Raw genomic sequence first — 16,508 nt, 5'->3', positions numbered from 1 at the left:
GCCCGGTGTCCCGGGCCCGTGGGCGCGGCTGACCTACCATGCGGGCGTGGCGAACTTCGATGCGTCGGCGGTCACGATGGTCTGGCAGCGGCAGAGCGTCTGGTCGCAGGCCGCGGTGGCCGAGAAACGGCGCGTCGTGCGCGCGCGGCGCACGGTCGCCGGCCTCACCATCGGCGCCGCCGTCGCCGGCTCCCTCGCCACCCAGCTCGGCGAGCCGCACCGGACGGCCAGCCGCGCGCTGGCCATCCTCGCCGCCGCCGCGCTGCTGCTGGTGCCGGTGGCCGCGCGGTGGACCTCGCGGGACACGGTGCACGCGTGGACCCGGCTGCGGTCGGTCTCCGAGGCGTTGAAGGCCGACATCCACCGCTACCTGGCCGGGGTGGCGCCGTTCGCCGGCGCCGACCGCGACCGGGTGCTGCTGCGGCGCGCCGACACCCTGCTCGACGACTCGGGTGACCTGGTCGGGCGGACCGTCGGCCTCGCGCCGGTCGCCCGGCCGCTGCCCGACATCCAGGACGTGCCGAGCTATCTCAGCATCCGGGTGCGGGGCCAGGTGGCGGGCTACTACACGCCGATGGCGCGGCGAATGGCCCGGCTGGCCGCGCGCGTCCGGTGGGCCGCGACGGCGGTGACCGTGGCCAGCGCCCTGCTCGCCGCGACCGTCGGGGTGCTCGGCGACGGGCTGGGCCTGACCGCGTGGCTCGGGGTCGCGGCGACCGTGACGACCGCGCTGGTCGGCTACGGGGCCGCGCAGCAGTACGAGGCCCAGCAGATCGAGTTCGCCCGGACGGCCGACCAGTTGACCCGGCTGTGCGTGACCCGCGAGGCCGGGCACGGCTGGACCGACGACGACGCGTTCGTCGCCGAGGCCGAGCGGATCATCTCGCTCTCCAACGAGGGCTGGATGGCGAAGATGATCGAAGAAGATGGCACAGCGCATCAGTGACATCACAGCGCGTGAAATGTATTATCTTCGATGGTGTCGTCGACCGTGGATGTCGACCGACCATCAACCGCATATGGGGGAACCGACGTGGATCGCATCGCAGTCCGTCCCGACCCGACCCCGACCCCGACCCCGAGCCCGCCGCCACTGGACGACCTGCGGCACACACCGCTCGGCCAGATCTCCCTCTCCCGGGCGCGTGCCGTCGCCCGGGTCCACGACCGCAGGGTCGACCGCCCGACCGGCGTCGATGTCGCAGGCTTCGGCTCTTCGATCTGACGCTGGCGGGCCGGGCAGGAAGCCGCCCGGGCAGGTCAGCCCGCTGAGTCAGTACGTGCTCAAGCTGACCAGCCGCTGCGACCTCGCCTGCGACCACTGCTACGTCTACCAGCATCCCGACCAGTCCTGGCGCCACCAGCCACACGTGATGGCGGCGTCCACACTGGAGCAGGCGGCGCGCCGGATCGCCGAACACGCCGCCGCGCACGGGCTCGACACCGTCCGCGTCGTGCTGCACGGCGGCGAGCCGCTGCTGGCCGGCGCGGGCGGCCTGGCCGCCGCCGCCGCCGAGCTGCGCCGCCGGATCGACCCGGTGGCGCGGCTCGACCTGCGGATGCAGTCCAACGGCGTGCTGCTCACGCCGCGCATCTGCGACGTGCTCGTCGCGTACGACGTGAAGGTCGGCATCTCGCTCGACGGTGATCTGGCGGCCAACGACCTGCACCGCCGCTACGCCAGCGGCCAGAGCAGCCACGCCGCCGTGCTGCGCGGGCTGGCGCTGCTGCGCCGCCCCGAATACCGGTCCAGCTACGCCGGCATCCTGTGCACCATCGACCTGGCCAACGACCCGGTCGCGGTCTACGAGGCGCTGCTGGCCCAGGAGCCGCCGCAGATCGACTTCCTGCTCCCGCACGCCAACTGGGAGCGCCCCCCGGCGCGCCCCGCGGGGGTGCCCACCCCGTACGCCGACTGGCTGCTGGCGATCCACCGGCGCTGGCTGGCCGACGGGCGGCCGGTGCCGATCCGGCTGCTGGAATCCCTGCTCTCCACCGCGTCCGGCGGGGCCACCCGCACCGAGGCGGTCGGGCTGGGCTTCGCCGACCTGGTCGTCATCGAGACGGACGGGACCTTCGAGCAGGTCGACTCCCTCAAGTCGGCCTACGACGGCGCCCCGGCCACCGGGCTGGACATCTTCCGCCACCGGGTCGACGACGCCGCCGCCCACCCCATGATCGCCATCCGGCAGACCGGCCTCGCCGGCCTCTGCGCCACCTGCCGGGAGTGCGAGGTCGTGCAGCAGTGCGGCGGCGGTCTCTTCGCCCACCGGTACCGCCCCGACACCGGCTTCGACAACCCGTCGGCCTACTGCGCAGACCTCAAGGAACTGATCCACGCGATGACGACCGCCGACGTACCTGCCCAGCGGCAGCCCACCGACGCGCTGAGCCCGACGGTGCTCGACGACCTCGGCACCGGCTACGGCACCGTGGAGTCGACCCGCCACCTCGCCTCGGTCCATCTCGGGCTGGTCCGCGCGCTGCTGGTCGACCTCAGCCCCCGCGCGGCGCACGACGAGCGGGCCGCGGCCGGCTGGCAGCTGCTGGTCGACCTGGACCTGACCGCCCCCGAGGCCGTCCGCGCCGTGCTGGAGCACCCGTTCGTCCGTCGCTGGGCGCAGCGGTGCCGCGACGAGGCGACCGCCGACCTGGCGTACCTGGCGTGCGTGGCGGCCGCCGCCGCGATCCACGCCGGAGCCGACGCCGAGCTCACCGTGCCGGCGCGCGACGGGGCGCTGAGCCTGCCCACGCTCGGCGCGCTGGCCGTCGACGCCGACGAGGAGGCGGTGCTTTTGTCCATCCACGACGGGGGGTTCACCGCGCGGGCCGGCGGGCGCCGGCTCACCGTGCGGCCCGGCCGGCCGGACCTCCCGGACGGGTGGCGGCCGGTGCGGGCGGCGGTCGCCGACGGGCACCACGTCCTGCTGGAGGACACCGACCCGTACCGGGACTGTTTCGCGGTGCCGGTCGCGCCCCGGCTGCCGGCGGCCACCGCCGACGGATGGACCCGGCAGCTGACCCGGGCGCTGCGCCGCGTCGACGTCGAGGCCGGCGGGTACGCCCCGGGCCTGCGGACGCTGCTGCGCGCGGTGGTGCCGCTGCGGGCCGACGAGGGCGGGATGCAGCGCAGCGCCGCCGCCGGGGCCGCCTTCGGCGCGGTGGCCGTCGCGCCGGTCGGCGACGACGCGGCGCTCGCGGTGCTGCTGGTGCACGAGGTGCAGCACCTCAAGATGCACGCGGTGCTGGACGTCTGCGACCTGTTCGACCGGCACGACCGGCGCCGGCTGACCGTGCCCTGGCGGGCGGACCCGCGGCCGGTGGAGGGCGTCCTGCACGGCACGTACGCTCACCTGGCCGTCGCCGACGTGTGGCGTCGCCGGCCCGGCGGCGCGGCGGCGACCACCTTCCGCCGCTACCGCGACTGGACCGACGGCGCCCTCGACGCGCTGCTCGACCTCGGTGCGTTGACCGCCGCCGGCGAGCGGTTCGCGCACCGGATGCGCGACACACTGGACAGCTGGTCGTGACCCCCGATGCCGCCGCGGTCACTGCTCCGGGCACCGATCGGCCCCGGTGCTGGTGACGGGGACACCCGGTATTGCGTACGCCGATACTGTGGACGGTTCAGGATGTCCCACGTCGGGCGGGAGCGGCAGGTGACCGAGGAAGAGTTCCGGGTCGACCCGTCCGCGCCCGTGTTCTTCCTCAGCTACGCCCGGACGAAGAACCGGGTCGCCGCGCCCCCGCGGGACACCAACAGCAAGGTGTTCCAGCTCTTCGTGGACCTCTCCGACCACGTGGTCGAGCTGCTCGGTCTGCCGCCGGGGCGCCCGGCCGGCTTCATGGACCGAGTGATCGACGGCGGCCAGCTCTGGACGGAGGACCTGGCCTTCGCCGCCGGCCACAGCCAGGTCTTCATCCCGCTGATCTCGCCGCAGTACCTCAACAGCGCCTGGTGCGCCCGCGAGTGGGACGCCTTCGCCCGCCGCCGGTTCACCCTGCGCCCCGGCGCGGCGGCCACGCCGGGGGAGACCCCGATCATCCCGGTCAACTGGTCGGTGGTGGAGCGGCACCGGGTGCCGCCGGTCGTGTCGCAGCGGCAGATGTTCACCCCCACCCGGTTACCCTCGGACATCGCCCCGCAGTACCACGACGAGGGCATCTACGGCCTGCTCAGCCTCGGCAAGAACGGCAAGGACGCCTACGACGCGGTGGTGTGGCGCCTGGCGCAACGGGTCGCCAAGGCGTACCACACGCACTGGGTGCAGGCCCAGGTCCCCGCCGACATGCAGCAGCTCCGCGCGACGTTCGAGGAGGTCGGGCATGACCTGGTCTGACGCTTCCTCGTCCGGCGCGCCGCCGGGCCGGCAGACGTACTTCTTCCTCAGCTACGCGCACTCGGTGCCGCTGTCCGCGTCGGCCCGCCCGGACACCGACTTCTGGGTCAACCGGTTCTTCCAGGACCTCGGCGCCGCCGTGCGACGCGGCGCCCGCCGCACCGGCGAGCTGGACGTGGGGTTCTTCGACGGGCTGGTCAGCCCCGGCGCCGACCTCAAGCAGACGCTCACCGACGCGCTCAGCGTCGCCCACGTCTTCGTGCCGCTCTACTCGCCCAAGTACTTCAGCAACGCCTGGGCGGTCGGCGAGCGGGACTCGTTCCGCAGCCGGCTCACCCGGTTGGCGCCCGGCCGGGCCGCGCGGCACATCCTGCCGGTGCTCTGGCTGCCCCTGTCGCCCTGGGAGGAGCGGCCCGAGACGGCGCAGGCGCTGGAGCTGGTCGGCGACGGCGCCGAGCGGGCCGACTACGCCGAGAACGGGCTGCGGGCGCTGTGCAAGCTCAGCGCCTACCGCCGGCAGTACGAGAGCATCCTGTCCGTGCTCGCCGAACGGATCATCACGGTGACGGAGAGCGAGCCGCTCGCCCCGTCCCGCGCCGTGACGGTGACCAGCAACCCGGTGACCGACAGCGGGGAGACCGCGCTGGTGGTCACCACGCTCACCCCGCACGGCCCGCGCTGGCGGCCGTACGGCGACCAGCACGAGCTGGCCGTCGCCGACTACGTCGCGGCCACCGCCGAGCGGCTGGGCCTGTCCACCCGGGTGGTCGCCTTCGCCGACGCCCGCACCCAGGCGCCGCAGTGCCCCACCGTCGTGCTGGTCGACGCCGCCATCGGCGCGGACGCCGCGCGCGACGCGGTCGAGGGGCTGCCCCGCTGGGCGGTGCCGCTGGTCATCGCCGCCGACGGTGAGCGTGGCGAGACGACGCCCGAGGCGATCGCCGGTACGTTGCAGGACGCCCGCTTTCCGCAGGTGCTGCCGGTGCGGGACATCGCGGAGTTCGAGCGCTGCGCACCGCAGCTGGTGATCGAGGCCCGTAAGCAGTTCCTCCGACACGGTCCGGTCGATCCGCCCGACGGCCCGGCCGTGCCCCGGCCGAGCCTGCGTCCGGCCGGCGCATCAGACGTAGGGCGAGGGAAGGAAGACCGATGACGCGACCGCGCGATGGCCAGGTGGTCACCTTCTACTCATACAAGGGTGGCACCGGCCGCACGATGGCGCTGGCCAACACGGCCTGGATCCTGGCCGCGAACGGGCAGCGGGTGCTCGTCGCCGACTGGGACCTGGAATCCCCCGGCCTGCACCGGTTCTACGCGCCGTTCCTCGACCCCGAGCAGGTCGCCTCCACCGGCGGGGTGATGGACCTGATCCTGGAGTACGAGTGGGAGAACGCCCGGCGGCGCGCCGAGTCCGACGCAGCCGCCCGCCCCGGTGACTGGCACCGCCAGTTCGCCCGGGTGCACAAGTACGCCTTCTCGGTGAACTGGGAGTTCCCCGGCGGCGGCAGCCTCGACCTGCTGCTCGCCGGCCGGCACAACCCCGACTACGCCACCAGCGTCACCGGCCTGAACTGGGACAACTTCTACAACCGCCTCGGCGGCGCGCAGTTCTTCGACGCCCTGCGCGAGGACATGAAGCGGCACTACGACTACACGCTGATCGACAGCCGTACCGGCATCAGTGACGTCGCCGAGATCTGCACCATCCACCTGCCGGACGTGCTGGTGGACTGCTTCACCCTCAGCGACCAGGGCATCGACGGCGCCTCGGCGGTCGCCCGCCGGGTCCGGGGGTACGAGGGACGCCGCGCGCGGCGGGTGCTGCCGGTGCCGATGCGGGTCGACGACGGGGAGAAGGGCAAGCGGGACGCCGGCCGGACGCTGGCGATGCAGCGCTTCGCCGGCCTGCCCAGCGGCATGACCGACGCCGAACGCCAGGAGTACTGGCTGACCGTCGAGGTGCCCTACCGGGCGTACTACGCCTACGAGGAGACGCTGGCGACCTTCGGCGACGAGCCGGGCGGCCGGACCACCCTGCTGTCCGCGTACGAGACGTTGACCAGCCACATCACCAACGGCCGGATCGGCTCGCTGCCCCGGCTCGACGAGGCGCTGCGCCGGCAGACCGTCCAGCGCTTCGAGCGCAAGCCGGCCGTCCCCGACGAGCTGATCGTGCTGCGGCACGCCGCCGAGGACCAGGCCTGGGCGGAGTGGGTGCAGGCGGTGCTCACCGGCGCGGACCTGCGGGTGCTGACCGTCGCGCCGGGCGCCGTCGCACCGGTGAAGGCCGACACCGCCTCCCGCGAGCTGCGGCTGGTCTCCCGGGCGTACGTCGCCGCGCGGGACCGGCTCGGCCCGGACGTGGTCGGGCGCGGTGGCGCCACCCTGGCCGTGCACCTCGACGACACCCCTCCCGCCCCGGACGTCCCGGTCGGCAGTTGGACCTCGGTGCACAACCGGAGCGTGGAGGCCGCCACCGAGCAACTGCTCAAGCTCGTCGGGCGGCCCACCGGCGACGGCGGGCGGGGCCTGCCGGGCGCCCGCTTCCCGGCCGTCGGTGCGGACGTGTTCAACCCGCCCGGCCGCAACGTCCGCTTCACCGGCCGCGAGCAGTTGCTGCGCCGGCTGCGCGAGGAGCTGAAGGCCGGCGGCAACGAGCGCACCCCGGTGGCGCTGCTCGGCGGCGCCGGGATCGGCAAGACCCAGCTGGCCATCGAGTACGCGCACCGCTTCCGCGGCGCGTACGACATCGTCTGGTGGATCGACGCGGACCCGCCGCAGTTCGTCGACGTGCAGGTGTCCGACCTCGGCCGCGAACTCGGCCTGCCGGAGCTGCCGACCATCCCGGAGAAGACCCGGGCCGTGCGGCAGTGGCTCAGCCGCGCCGAGCGCCACGAGGACGGCGGCCAGCCACCCCGGTGGCTGCTGGTGTTCGACAACGCCGACCAGTACGAGCACGTCAAGGACTTCCTGCCGCAGGGCAACGGGCACGTCCTGGTCACCACCCGCAACCCGGACTGGGGGGACCTGGCCCGGGCGGTGGACGTGGAGGCGTTCCAGCGGACGGAGAGCGTGTCGCACCTGCGCGCCCGCATCGGCGAGCAGCTGATGAGCGTCGCCGAGGCCGAGCAGGTCGCCGAGGCGGTGGAGAACATCCCGATTCTGGTCGCGATGGCCGGCGCCTGGCTGGCCGACACCGGCACCCCGGTGGGCGACTACCTGGCCGGGCTGGAACGCAGCGGCCCGGAGACCGACGTGTGGGGCCAATCCCTGCAGCGGCTCAAGGAGCAGTCCGCCGGCGCGTACCGGCTGCTGCAGCTCTCCTCGGTGCTGGCGCCGGAGATCTCCCTGGACCTGCTCTACGGCGACCAGGTGGCCCGGGTCATCGCGCCGCACGACCCGGTGGTGGCGGCCCGGGTCGCCGACCGGGTGTCCGAGCGGGACATCGCCGCGGCCCTGGTGCAGCGGATCAACCGGCTCGCGTTGATCAAGGTGGACCTGCACGCCCAGCGGGTGCAGGTGCACCGCCTGCTCCAGGCCGCGCTGCGGGTCCGCATGTCCGACACCGAGCTGAACGAGATCAAGCACGACGTGCACCGGATCCTCGCCGGGTCGCGCCCGTCCGGCGAGGTGGAGGATCCGGCCGTACAGGACCGGTTCCGCATCCTCTGGCCGCACCTGGACGGCTCCGACGCCGTCTCCTGCCAGGACGACAACGTCCGCCAGCTGGTGATCGACCGGATCCGGTACATCTACCTCAACGGCGGCTTCGAGCAGGGCGAGCAGTACGCGCGGCAGGCCGACAAGACCTGGTCGACGCGGCTGGAGGAGCTGTCACCGGACTCGCCGCCGCACCGGGCGCTGCGGGTGCAACTGCTGCACCTGCGGTTCAACTGGGCGAACCTGCTGCGCGGCCTGGGCCGGTTCGAGGAGGCCCGCCAGCTCGACGAGGACACCCTGCGCCAGCAGGAGGAACTGATCGGCGCCAGCCACCCGTACACGCTGATGACGGCCGGCAGCTACGCCGGCGACCTGCGCGCCCTCGGCCGCTACCGGGAGGCGCTGGAGCGGGACCTGCGCACCTACTCGGCCTCGGTGGAGGTGTTCGGCGAGGACAACCGTCGCACCCTGGTCGCCGCCAACAACCTGGCCGCCTCCTACCAGCTGATGGGCCAGTTCGCCCGGTCCCGGGAGCTGGACGAGAGCACCTACCGCCGGCTGCGGCTGGTGCTCGGCGCCGAGCACCCGCGGACCCTCTTCTCCGCCAGCAACCTGGCCCGGGACCTGCGCGAGGTCGGCGAGTACGAGCGGTCGGTGTCGCTGCTGCGGGGCGTGGTGGAGGGCTACCGCCGGCTCTTCGGCGAGCACTCCCGCGACGCGCTCGTCGCCCAGGCCAACCTCGCCGTGTCGCTGCGCAGCACCGGGGAGATCGACGAGGCGGCCGAGCTGCTCGACGTCGCCTACGAGCGGCTGCGCACCAGCTTCGGCCCGACCAGCCCGGACACCCTGTTCAGCTGGCTGAGCCGCACGGCGAACATGATGCTCCAGGGGCAGGGCGCCCGGGCCCGGGCCGAGCTGGCCGAGGTCGGGCAGATGTTCGCCCAGGTGTTCGGCGCCGAGCACCCGTACGCGCTGGTCTGCCGCAACAACCTCGCGGTGGCGACCTGGGACGCGGGGGAGCACGCCACGGCCCGCACGCTCGCCGAGTCCGCCGCGGAGGCGCTGCGCGCGGCGCTGGAGGAGCGGCATCCGTTCGCGATGGCGGCGGCGAACAACGCCGCGGTCTTCGACATCTACTCCGGCGAGCTGGAGGAGGGCCGGGCGCGGCTGCGGACCGTCGTGGAGCGGATGGTCGAGGTGCTCGGCCCCGAACACCCCGACACCCTGCGCGGCCTGGGCAACCTGGAGGTCGTCCATCAGATGGCGTCGGGCGGGCTGGTGAGCATCGGCCGGACCCGGATCGCCGACCGGCTGGCCGACCGGATCGGTCAGCGGCATCCGAGCGTGGTGGTGCTGCGCGACGGCCGGCTGGTACGCCGGGTCGTCGACCCGCACCCCTACTGATCGGGCCGGCTGCCGATCAGCACGTCCCGGCCCACCGGCGCGCCGACGTCGGTGAGCCAGCGCAGCATGCGCGGCAGCTCCTCGACGGCGTCGAAGTGCGCCGCGCCGGGCTGCACCTCCACCTCGGCGCCCGGAATCTGCCCGGCCAGCCACCGTGCGTGGCTGGCCGGGGCGAAGGTGTCCTCCGCGCCGTGCCACAGCCGCACCGGCGTCACCGCCGTGTCGATCGCGCCGAGGTCGAACTTCCAGCTCCGGCGCAGCGCCAGCACGTCGTCGATCCACCCGTACGGGCCGGCGCGCAGCGCCTCCTCGTAGGTGTCGGTGATGAGCCGGCGCAGCGCCGCGTCGTTGACCGCCCGCCGGTCCGCCGCGCTCATCTCCACCATCAGCTCCTCCAGCAGGAACCGTGGATCCTCGACCGCCCGGGCGGCGCGGCGCCGGATCTGCTCGATCACCGAGGCGGTGTCCCGGTTGCCGTCGCCGCCGAAGCCGCGCACGTTGTCGCTGTTCATCCCGGCGAACCAGTCGAGCTGCGTGGCGTCGGACGGGGCGAAGCTGACCAGCACCGCGACCCGGGTCACCCGGCCGCGTAACGCGCCGTCGGCGGCGCAGGCCAGCGCGTGCGGGCCGCCGCCGGAACGGCCGGCGACGGCGAAGTGCTCCAGCCCGAGCTGGTCGGCGATCGCCTCGACGTCGCGGGCGGCGTCGGCGACGTCGCGGCCCTCCCGCCGGTCGGAGTCGCCGTACCCGGGACGGTCGTGCGCGATGAGCCGGACGCCGAGCCGGTAGAGAACGATGCCGCGTGGCTTCGGGCCACGGCGGCTGCCGGGGGTACCGTGGAGCAGGAAGACCGGAAACCCGTCGGGCGCGCCGGTGACCTCGTACGCCACGCGCTTGTTGTCCGCGCGGTGGGCGAATTCGGCCCCTGGCTCGCCATCTCGGGTCACTCCAGCCTGCCTTCCGGTGCTGCGTTCAGCCAACGTGCGTAACCCGGCGGGTGAGGAAGCTGATCCGGCTGCGACAACCCCACTCAGCAGTCGAGCCTAACGGTCGGGCCGGTCGCGTCGCTACGGAGAGCATCGACAAGGGGCCGGATCTGTCGGAAACGACACCTGTCCGGTCCCTTATCCTGCAACTTCCGCCCGACGCCCTGACCGGCCGTTACGGGGTGCCCGGCGGGTCACCGGTCGGCACCCGGGCGGCCCGCGCCGCACGCCTGCGGCCACGCGTCGGTGGCCCACCCGCCGGCCGCGTCCGGGTCGGCGCCGGCGGCGCTCGGGTCGCCGTAGCGCCAGTGCAGCCGGTACTGGGCGCGCAGCCGGGGCCGGGGCACCTGCCACTCGTACGCGATGACGCCCTCCCGTTTCTGGCGGCGCGGGACCACGTCGGCGGTCGTCTCGGAGGTGAACGACGTCTCGCTGCCCCAGACCGTGGGACGGGCGGCGGCGGGCAGGTCCAGCCGGATGGCGAGGCGGCGGGTGGGCAGCCGGATGTCGCGCTGCAACCAGTCGCCGAACTTCCACGCCGGCACCCGGTAGGCGTAGGCGAGCACGGTGCGCTGCCCGGGGTAGAGCGGCACGGGCGCGCCGCCGGTGTCGAACATCAGGGCGATCTTCAGGAAGGCGTCCCGGCTGCGGGTCACCCGCCAGCGCATCGGTTCGGGGCGGTCGGCGCCGATGGTGGCGGTGAAGTCGACCTCGTCCAGGGTGAGCGGATGGCGGCTGTGGAAGTCCGTGGAGCGGGCCGGGTCGTCGGGGAACCGGTCGATGTCGATCTGCACGGTGTGCCGGGTGATCGGCTCGGTGCCGACGCTGTGCAGGACGCGCCGGAACCGGCACTCGTACCAGCCGTCGACGAGGGAGAGGCTGGCCTGCTCGTCGTCGATCACCAGGTGCGGCCCGGCGGGCGGCGGCACGGCGGTGGGACCCAGGGCGGGCAGCCGGCCGTCGCCGCGCGCGCCGGCGAACTCGACGTACCGTTGCCAGATCCGGTTGCCGCTGTCGAGCACCAGTTCGACGCGGCGGGCGAACTCCTCGGTCGGCTGGTGCCGGCCGTTCTCGATGTGGCTGACGTACGAGGGGTCGAAGCCGGTCCGCTCCGCCAGTTCCTTCTTGGACAGTCGGCGCTGGTGTCGCCAGTGCGTGAGCTCCCGTACGAAAGCCCCGGCCGCATCGTCCTGTATGGAGCCGTCCATGCCCCCGTCCCTGGGTGTCGGGCCTCAAGTGTGTCCCAGGTGTTGCGGCCACGCCAGCGGTGATTCGCCGGCCGGCAGCAGGTCTTGCCGGCCGGCGTCGAGACTGTGAACGGGGCGTTACCGGGCGGCCAACACCGCCCCCGCACGGCCGTCGGCCACCGGCTCGTGCCACGACGCGTGGGAGTTCGGCCACCTGGGTATCACCTCCGGTCATGAGCACGCGCAGCACGGCGACCGACGACCGCCCCGCGACCAGCGCGAACGTGGGCACGGTCGCGGTCGTCGCCCACCGGAAGAAGACCCTCGGCGGCGGCCTCGACGAGCTGCGCGCGACCCTCGTCGCCGCCGGGGTGCAGGACCTGCTCTGGTACGAGGTGCCCAAGAGCCGCAAGGCGCCCAAGAAGGCCCGTAAGGCGCTGAAGAAGGGCGCCGAGCTGGTGTTCGTCTGGGGCGGCGACGGCATGGTGCAGCGCTGCGCCGACGCCCTCGCCGGATCGGACGCGGCCATGGCGATCCTGCCCGCCGGCACCGCCAACCTCTTCGCCGCCAACCTCGGCATCCCCACCGACCTCGCCGAGGCGGTCCACGTGGGCCTGCGCGGCCACCGGCGTCGGCTGGACCTGGGCCGGCTCAACGGCGAGCACTTCGCGGTGATGGCCGGCGCCGGCTTCGACGGGGACCTGATCCGCGAGGCCGACCGCACCCTCAAGGGCCGACTCGGCCGGGTCGCCTACCTGTGGACCGGCCTGCGCCACGTGCGGGGCGAGCTGGTGCGCACCCGGATCCGGGTCGACGGGTCGGACTGGTTCGACGGCGAGGCGAGCTGCGTGCTGTTCGGCAACGTCGGCACCATCACCGGGGGAGTACCGGCGTTCGACGACGCCCGCCCCGACGACGGCGCCCTGGAGATCGGCGTCTCCACCGCCAGCGGCGCGATCGACTGGGCGCGCACCCTCGGCCGGATGGCCGCCGGCCGCTCCGAGGACTCACCGTTCGTCCGGATCACCCGCGGTCGCCGGATCAAGGTCCGCTTCGCGGTGCCGAAGACGTACGAGCTGGACGGCGGCGCGCGGGGCGAGACGACCCGGCTGAAGGTCAGGGTGGTGCCGGGGGCGTTGACGGTCTGCTGCCCCGAGACGGACAGTTGAGGGGCGAACCGGCACGACCCGGGGGAGGGGCGATGGGCCCGTCACAGGACATGGTCACCGTCCGCCGCCTGCGCCGGGGCATCGGCCTGGTCGGTATCGCGATGCCGTTCGTGCTGACCCTCGGAAACGCCCTCTTCGCCGGGCGCCTCACGCTGCTCGAATCGATCAGCGGGGCGTACCACACGGGGATGCGGGACGTCTTCGTCGGCAGCATGTGCGCCATCGGCGTCTTCCTCATCTGCTACCGGTACCGGCCCCTCGACGACGTGCTGAGCAGCGTCGGCGGCGCGCTGGCGGTCGCGGTAGCGCTGTTCCCCACCGCCTCGGGCGCCCGGGACGACCCGGTCAGCGCGACCGACATCCTGGTCGGGCGGGTGCACCAGGTCAGCGCCGCCGCCCTGTTCCTGCTGCTGGCCGGCTTCTGCCTGTTCCTGTTCACCAGGACCGACCCGGCCGTCGTCCCGGTCACCCCGGAGAAGCTGCTCCGCAACCGCGTCTACCGGATCTGCGGCGCGATCATCGTCGTGGCGGTGGCGCTCGCGCCGGCGAGCACCCTGCTTCCGGAGACGGTGCAGGAGGCGGTGAAGCCGGTCTTCTGGTGCGAGACCGTCGCCGTGCTCGCCTTCGGCGTCGCCTGGCTGGTCAAGGGCGAGGCGATCATCCGGGACGGCAGCGGTCGGGGCGCGGACCCGAGCTGAGCGGTCCCGCCGTACCCGTCTGGGGGTGGCACGCGGCCCGTCGACCGGGCCGAGGCAGGATGACGGCCATGGACCCGACCGTACGGCGCTATCTCGACGACCTGGTCGACGCGGCCCGCGACGTCCTCGACGACGACCTCGTGGGGGCGTACGCGGCCGGCTCGGTGGGCATGGGGGCGTACCAGCCGGGTCGCAGCGACGTGGACGTGGCGCTGGTCGTCGCCGGACCGCTGGATGCCCGACGCAAGCGCGACCTGGTGGCCCGGCTGCGGCACGAGGCGCTGCCCTGCCCGGCGCGCGGCCTGGAACTGGTCGCCTACACCCGCGCGGTCGCCGGCTCCGGCACCCCCGAACCGGGTTTCGAGGTCGAGCTGAACACCGGGGCCCAGATGCCCTTCCGTGCCACCTGGGACCCGGCCGAGCGGCCCACCGCCGACGGCCGCTTCTGGTACGGCCTGGACCGCGACATCCTGCACGAGCACGGGTACGCCCTGCTCGGCCCGCCCGCCGCCGACGTCTTCGCCGCCCTGGCCCCGGCCGACCTGCGCCGGCTGCTCGTCGAGGCGCTGCGCTGGTGGCTCGCCCTGCCCACCCCCGCCGACGACGCGCCCGCCCCGGGCGCCGAGGACGCGGTGCTCGGCGCCTGCCGGTCGTTGGTGAAGGCCCGGGACGGGGTGTGGCTGTCGAAGGTCGCCGCCGGCAGCCGGCTGGTCGACGCCGGCTACGAGGACGAGCTGATCGGGCGCTGCGTCGCCGCGCGCGCCGGGGGCGTCCCGCCCAGCGGCGCCGAGGCCCGGGCGTTCCAGCGGCGGGTGCTGGCGGAGATCGCCGCCGGGAGCTGACCGCGCGATGGTGGCGCATCGCCCGGCGGTGCCGGGGCGCGCGGCGATCGGCGTCCGGCGCCGGCCGGTGTGGTCGGTGGGGAGTGACCGGATGGACACCGCGTGTCGGGTACGCGTCTCGGCGCAGTCGGTTCCGCGCTAGAGCGGCCCGACCCGGGGGCGGAGGGTGTGACCAGCCCACCCCGCACTCCGAGACGAGGTAGTCATGCCCGTGACTCCGAGCTACCCCGGCGTCTACATCGAGGAAGTCCCGAGCGGCGTCCGTCCCGTGATCGGTGTGGCGACCGGCGTGACCGCGTTCGTGGGATACGTCCGCACCGGGCCGGAGAACCGCGCCGTCCGGGTGAACAGCTTCGGCGAGTTCGAGCGTCGCTTCGGCGGGGTGGACCGGGATTCCGAACTGAGCCTGGCCGTGCAGCAGTTCTTCCGCAACGGCGGCTCGGCCGCCCTGGTCGTCCGGGTGCCGAAGAGCGACGCCCGTGCGGCGTCGGTGACGCTGCTGGACAAGGTCGGCACCGGCCCGAAGTCGGCGCTCGTCCTGGACGCCGCCAGCACCGGCCAGTGGGGCAGCAACCTGCTGGTCGACGTCGACCACGACGACGCCGCCGATCCGAAGATCTTCAACCTCAGCGTGCGCGACGGGTCCACCGGCGTCGCCGAGCGGTTCACCGGCCTCTCCGTCGACCCGACCAGCGCCGCCTACGCCGTCACCCTGCTCAACGATCCCGACCGCGGCTCCTCCCTGGTGCGGGCCCGCCCCGGCGCGAGCGGCGCCGGGCGGCCGGTCCCCAGCGGCACCGTCGGGGCCGCGATCGGCACCCCCACCGTCGACGCCGGCAAGAACTACCGGCTCACCGTCCAGCCCGACCGGCCCACCAAGCCGGACCCGGCCGACGCCACCAGGACGGTGCCCGCCGTGGCGGCGGTGACGGTGACCGTGCTGGAGAAGGGCGAGCGGCTGCCGTCCTCGCCCGCCGGGGTGGCCGCCCTGGTGCAGCGCAAGGTCAACGCCGCGCTCGGCGCCGCCGACGGGGCCGCCGGCCTGCGGGTCCGGGTCGTGCCCACCGCCGCCGGCGGGGTACGCCTCCTCGGCGACGTCGACCCGCTGGTGGCCCCGGCCGCCGTGGACGCCGCCTTCACCGTCGCCGGGGCGACCGCCTCCGGCGACGTCGCCGACGGCGCCGCCCTGCTCGGCCTGGGCGGGGTGACGGCCAACGTGGGCCGGTACACGCCGGTCGGCGCGAAGCGGCTCGGCCAGGGTGACCTGGTCACCGGCGCCGACGGCAGCACGCTGCCCGGCACCGGGGCGCTGGTCGGCTCGGAGGCCGCCTACTCGGGCCTCTACGCCCTGCTCAAGACCGACCTGTTCAACCTGCTCTGCATCCCCGACGCCACCCGGGCCCGGCACGGCGATCCGAGCACCGTCGACAGTGGAGTGGACCCGGAGGCGATCTGGTCCGCGGCGTACGAGCTGTGCGAGCGGCGCCGGGCGATGCTGCTGGTCGACCCGCCGCCCGGGGTGGACGACCCGGACCGCGCCCTGGACTGGATCAACCAGCTCGGGGTCAAGGGGCCGAACGCGGTCGCGCACTTCCCCCGGCTGCGTATCCCCGACCCCTCCGACGGTTTCCAGCCGCGCACCGTGGCGCCCGGCGGCACCCTCGCCGGCCTGTACGCCCGCCAGGACGCCGAGCGGGGCGTGTGGAAGGCCCCGGCCGGCACCGAGGCACAGCTGCGCGGCGTGACCACCCTGGTGTACCCGCTGACCGACGCCGAGAACGGCGTGCTCAACCCGCTCGGGCTCAACTGCCTGCGCACCTTCCCGGTGGTCGGCACGGTCAACTGGGGCGCCCGGACGACGGCCGGCGCGGATGTGCTGGCCAGCCAGTGGAAGTACACCCCGGTCCGCCGGCTGGCGCTCTACATCGAGGAGAGCGTGTTCCGGGGCACCCAGTGGGCCGTCTTCGAGCCGAACGACGAGCCGCTCTGGTCGCAGCTGCGGCTCAACCTGACGTCGTTCATGCAGGACCTGTTCCGCAAGGGCGCGTTCGCCGGGCGGACCCCGCGCGAGGCGTACCTGGTGCGCTGCGACGCGGAGACGACCACCAGCGACGACCGGGACCGCGGCGTGGTGAACGTGGTCGTCGGGTTCGCCCCGCTCAAACCCGCCGAGTTCGTGATCATCCGGATCCAGCAGCTCGCCGGCCAGAACCCGTCCTGAG

The 16,508-nt window shown here is 74.0% G+C and carries 12 protein-coding genes; 10 read left to right on the top strand and 2 right to left on the bottom strand.

The genetic code is table 11. From position 1 onward, the window contains the following. Nucleotides 1-46 precede the first annotated feature (46 nt). The 6 genes from ACTMTB_RS24670 (at nucleotide 47) to fxsT (ending at nucleotide 9,404) form a co-directional block, all read left to right on the top strand. The gene (locus ACTMTB_RS24670; RefSeq protein ID WP_441148607.1) at nucleotides 47-946 is read left to right on the top strand and encodes a DUF4231 domain-containing protein; all 900 of its coding nucleotides are present in this window, start codon (nucleotides 47-49) and stop codon (nucleotides 944-946) included. A gap of 87 nt (nucleotides 947-1,033) precedes the next feature. After that, on the top strand, nucleotides 1,034-1,225 hold the full coding sequence (gene fxsA / locus ACTMTB_RS24665) for an FxSxx-COOH cyclophane-containing RiPP peptide (RefSeq protein WP_441148606.1): 192 nt from the start codon (nucleotides 1,034-1,036) through the stop codon (nucleotides 1,223-1,225). Next, nucleotides 1,197-3,530: an FxsB family cyclophane-forming radical SAM/SPASM peptide maturase gene (locus ACTMTB_RS24660; protein WP_441148605.1), complete on the top strand. Its 2,334-nt coding sequence runs from the start codon at nucleotides 1,197-1,199 to the stop codon at nucleotides 3,528-3,530. The genes fxsA and ACTMTB_RS24660 overlap by 29 nt, the downstream gene beginning before the upstream one ends. Before the next feature lie 129 nt (nucleotides 3,531-3,659). After that, complete coding sequence (locus ACTMTB_RS24655; protein ID WP_441148604.1) at nucleotides 3,660-4,340, top strand: TIR-like protein FxsC; 681 nt, start codon at nucleotides 3,660-3,662, stop codon at nucleotides 4,338-4,340. Beyond that, nucleotides 4,327-5,493, top strand: coding sequence for a TIR-like protein FxsC (locus ACTMTB_RS24650; RefSeq protein WP_441148603.1), 1,167 nt, complete (start codon nucleotides 4,327-4,329; stop codon nucleotides 5,491-5,493). Before ACTMTB_RS24655 ends, ACTMTB_RS24650 begins: the two co-directional genes overlap by 14 nt. After that, complete coding sequence (gene fxsT, locus ACTMTB_RS24645; protein ID WP_441148602.1) at nucleotides 5,490-9,404, top strand: FxSxx-COOH system tetratricopeptide repeat protein; 3,915 nt, start codon at nucleotides 5,490-5,492, stop codon at nucleotides 9,402-9,404. Before ACTMTB_RS24650 ends, fxsT begins: the two co-directional genes overlap by 4 nt. On the opposite strand, the gene ACTMTB_RS24640 is transcribed toward fxsT, so the two are convergent. Together ACTMTB_RS24640 and ACTMTB_RS24635 are read right to left on the bottom strand one after the other, a co-directional pair. Beyond that, nucleotides 9,398-10,351, bottom strand: coding sequence for an alpha/beta fold hydrolase (locus tag ACTMTB_RS24640; RefSeq protein ID WP_441148601.1), 954 nt, complete (start codon nucleotides 10,349-10,351; stop codon nucleotides 9,398-9,400). The genes fxsT and ACTMTB_RS24640 overlap by 7 nt on opposite strands. Before the next feature lie 233 nt (nucleotides 10,352-10,584). Further along, nucleotides 10,585-11,598, bottom strand: coding sequence for a helix-turn-helix domain-containing protein (locus ACTMTB_RS24635; RefSeq protein WP_441148600.1), 1,014 nt, complete (start codon nucleotides 11,596-11,598; stop codon nucleotides 10,585-10,587). A 212-nt stretch (nucleotides 11,599-11,810) separates the two neighbouring features. On the opposite strand from ACTMTB_RS24635, the gene ACTMTB_RS24630 reads away from it, so the two are divergent. The 4 genes from ACTMTB_RS24630 to ACTMTB_RS24615 all read left to right on the top strand — a co-directional run bounded on the left by ACTMTB_RS24630 (nucleotide 11,811) and on the right by ACTMTB_RS24615 (nucleotide 16,507). Continuing rightward, nucleotides 11,811-12,746 carry a diacylglycerol/lipid kinase family protein gene (locus tag ACTMTB_RS24630; RefSeq protein WP_441148599.1) on the top strand — a complete coding sequence of 312 codons (936 nt, stop codon included), beginning with the start codon at nucleotides 11,811-11,813 and terminating at the stop codon, nucleotides 12,744-12,746. Nucleotides 12,747-12,778: 32 nt separating this feature from the next. Next, nucleotides 12,779-13,444 carry a hypothetical protein gene (locus tag ACTMTB_RS24625; RefSeq protein WP_441148598.1) on the top strand — a complete coding sequence of 222 codons (666 nt, stop codon included), beginning with the start codon at nucleotides 12,779-12,781 and terminating at the stop codon, nucleotides 13,442-13,444. A gap of 68 nt (nucleotides 13,445-13,512) precedes the next feature. Beyond that, nucleotides 13,513-14,286: a nucleotidyltransferase domain-containing protein gene (locus tag ACTMTB_RS24620; protein WP_441148597.1), complete on the top strand. Its 774-nt coding sequence runs from the start codon at nucleotides 13,513-13,515 to the stop codon at nucleotides 14,284-14,286. Nucleotides 14,287-14,491: 205 nt separating this feature from the next. Next, nucleotides 14,492-16,507 (top strand): phage tail sheath family protein, encoded by a 2,016-nt coding sequence (locus ACTMTB_RS24615; RefSeq protein WP_441148596.1) that lies wholly within the window; start codon nucleotides 14,492-14,494, stop codon nucleotides 16,505-16,507. Nucleotide 16,508 lies beyond the last annotated feature (1 nt).

Origin of the sequence: Micromonospora sp. L32 (genome assembly GCF_052068055.1) — a bacterium.
In the GTDB taxonomy this organism is placed as follows: domain Bacteria; phylum Actinomycetota; class Actinomycetes; order Mycobacteriales; family Micromonosporaceae; genus Micromonospora; species Micromonospora purpureochromogenes.
Note: the sequence above shows the minus strand (reverse complement) of the source record. Positions and strands in the feature narration are given on the sequence as shown.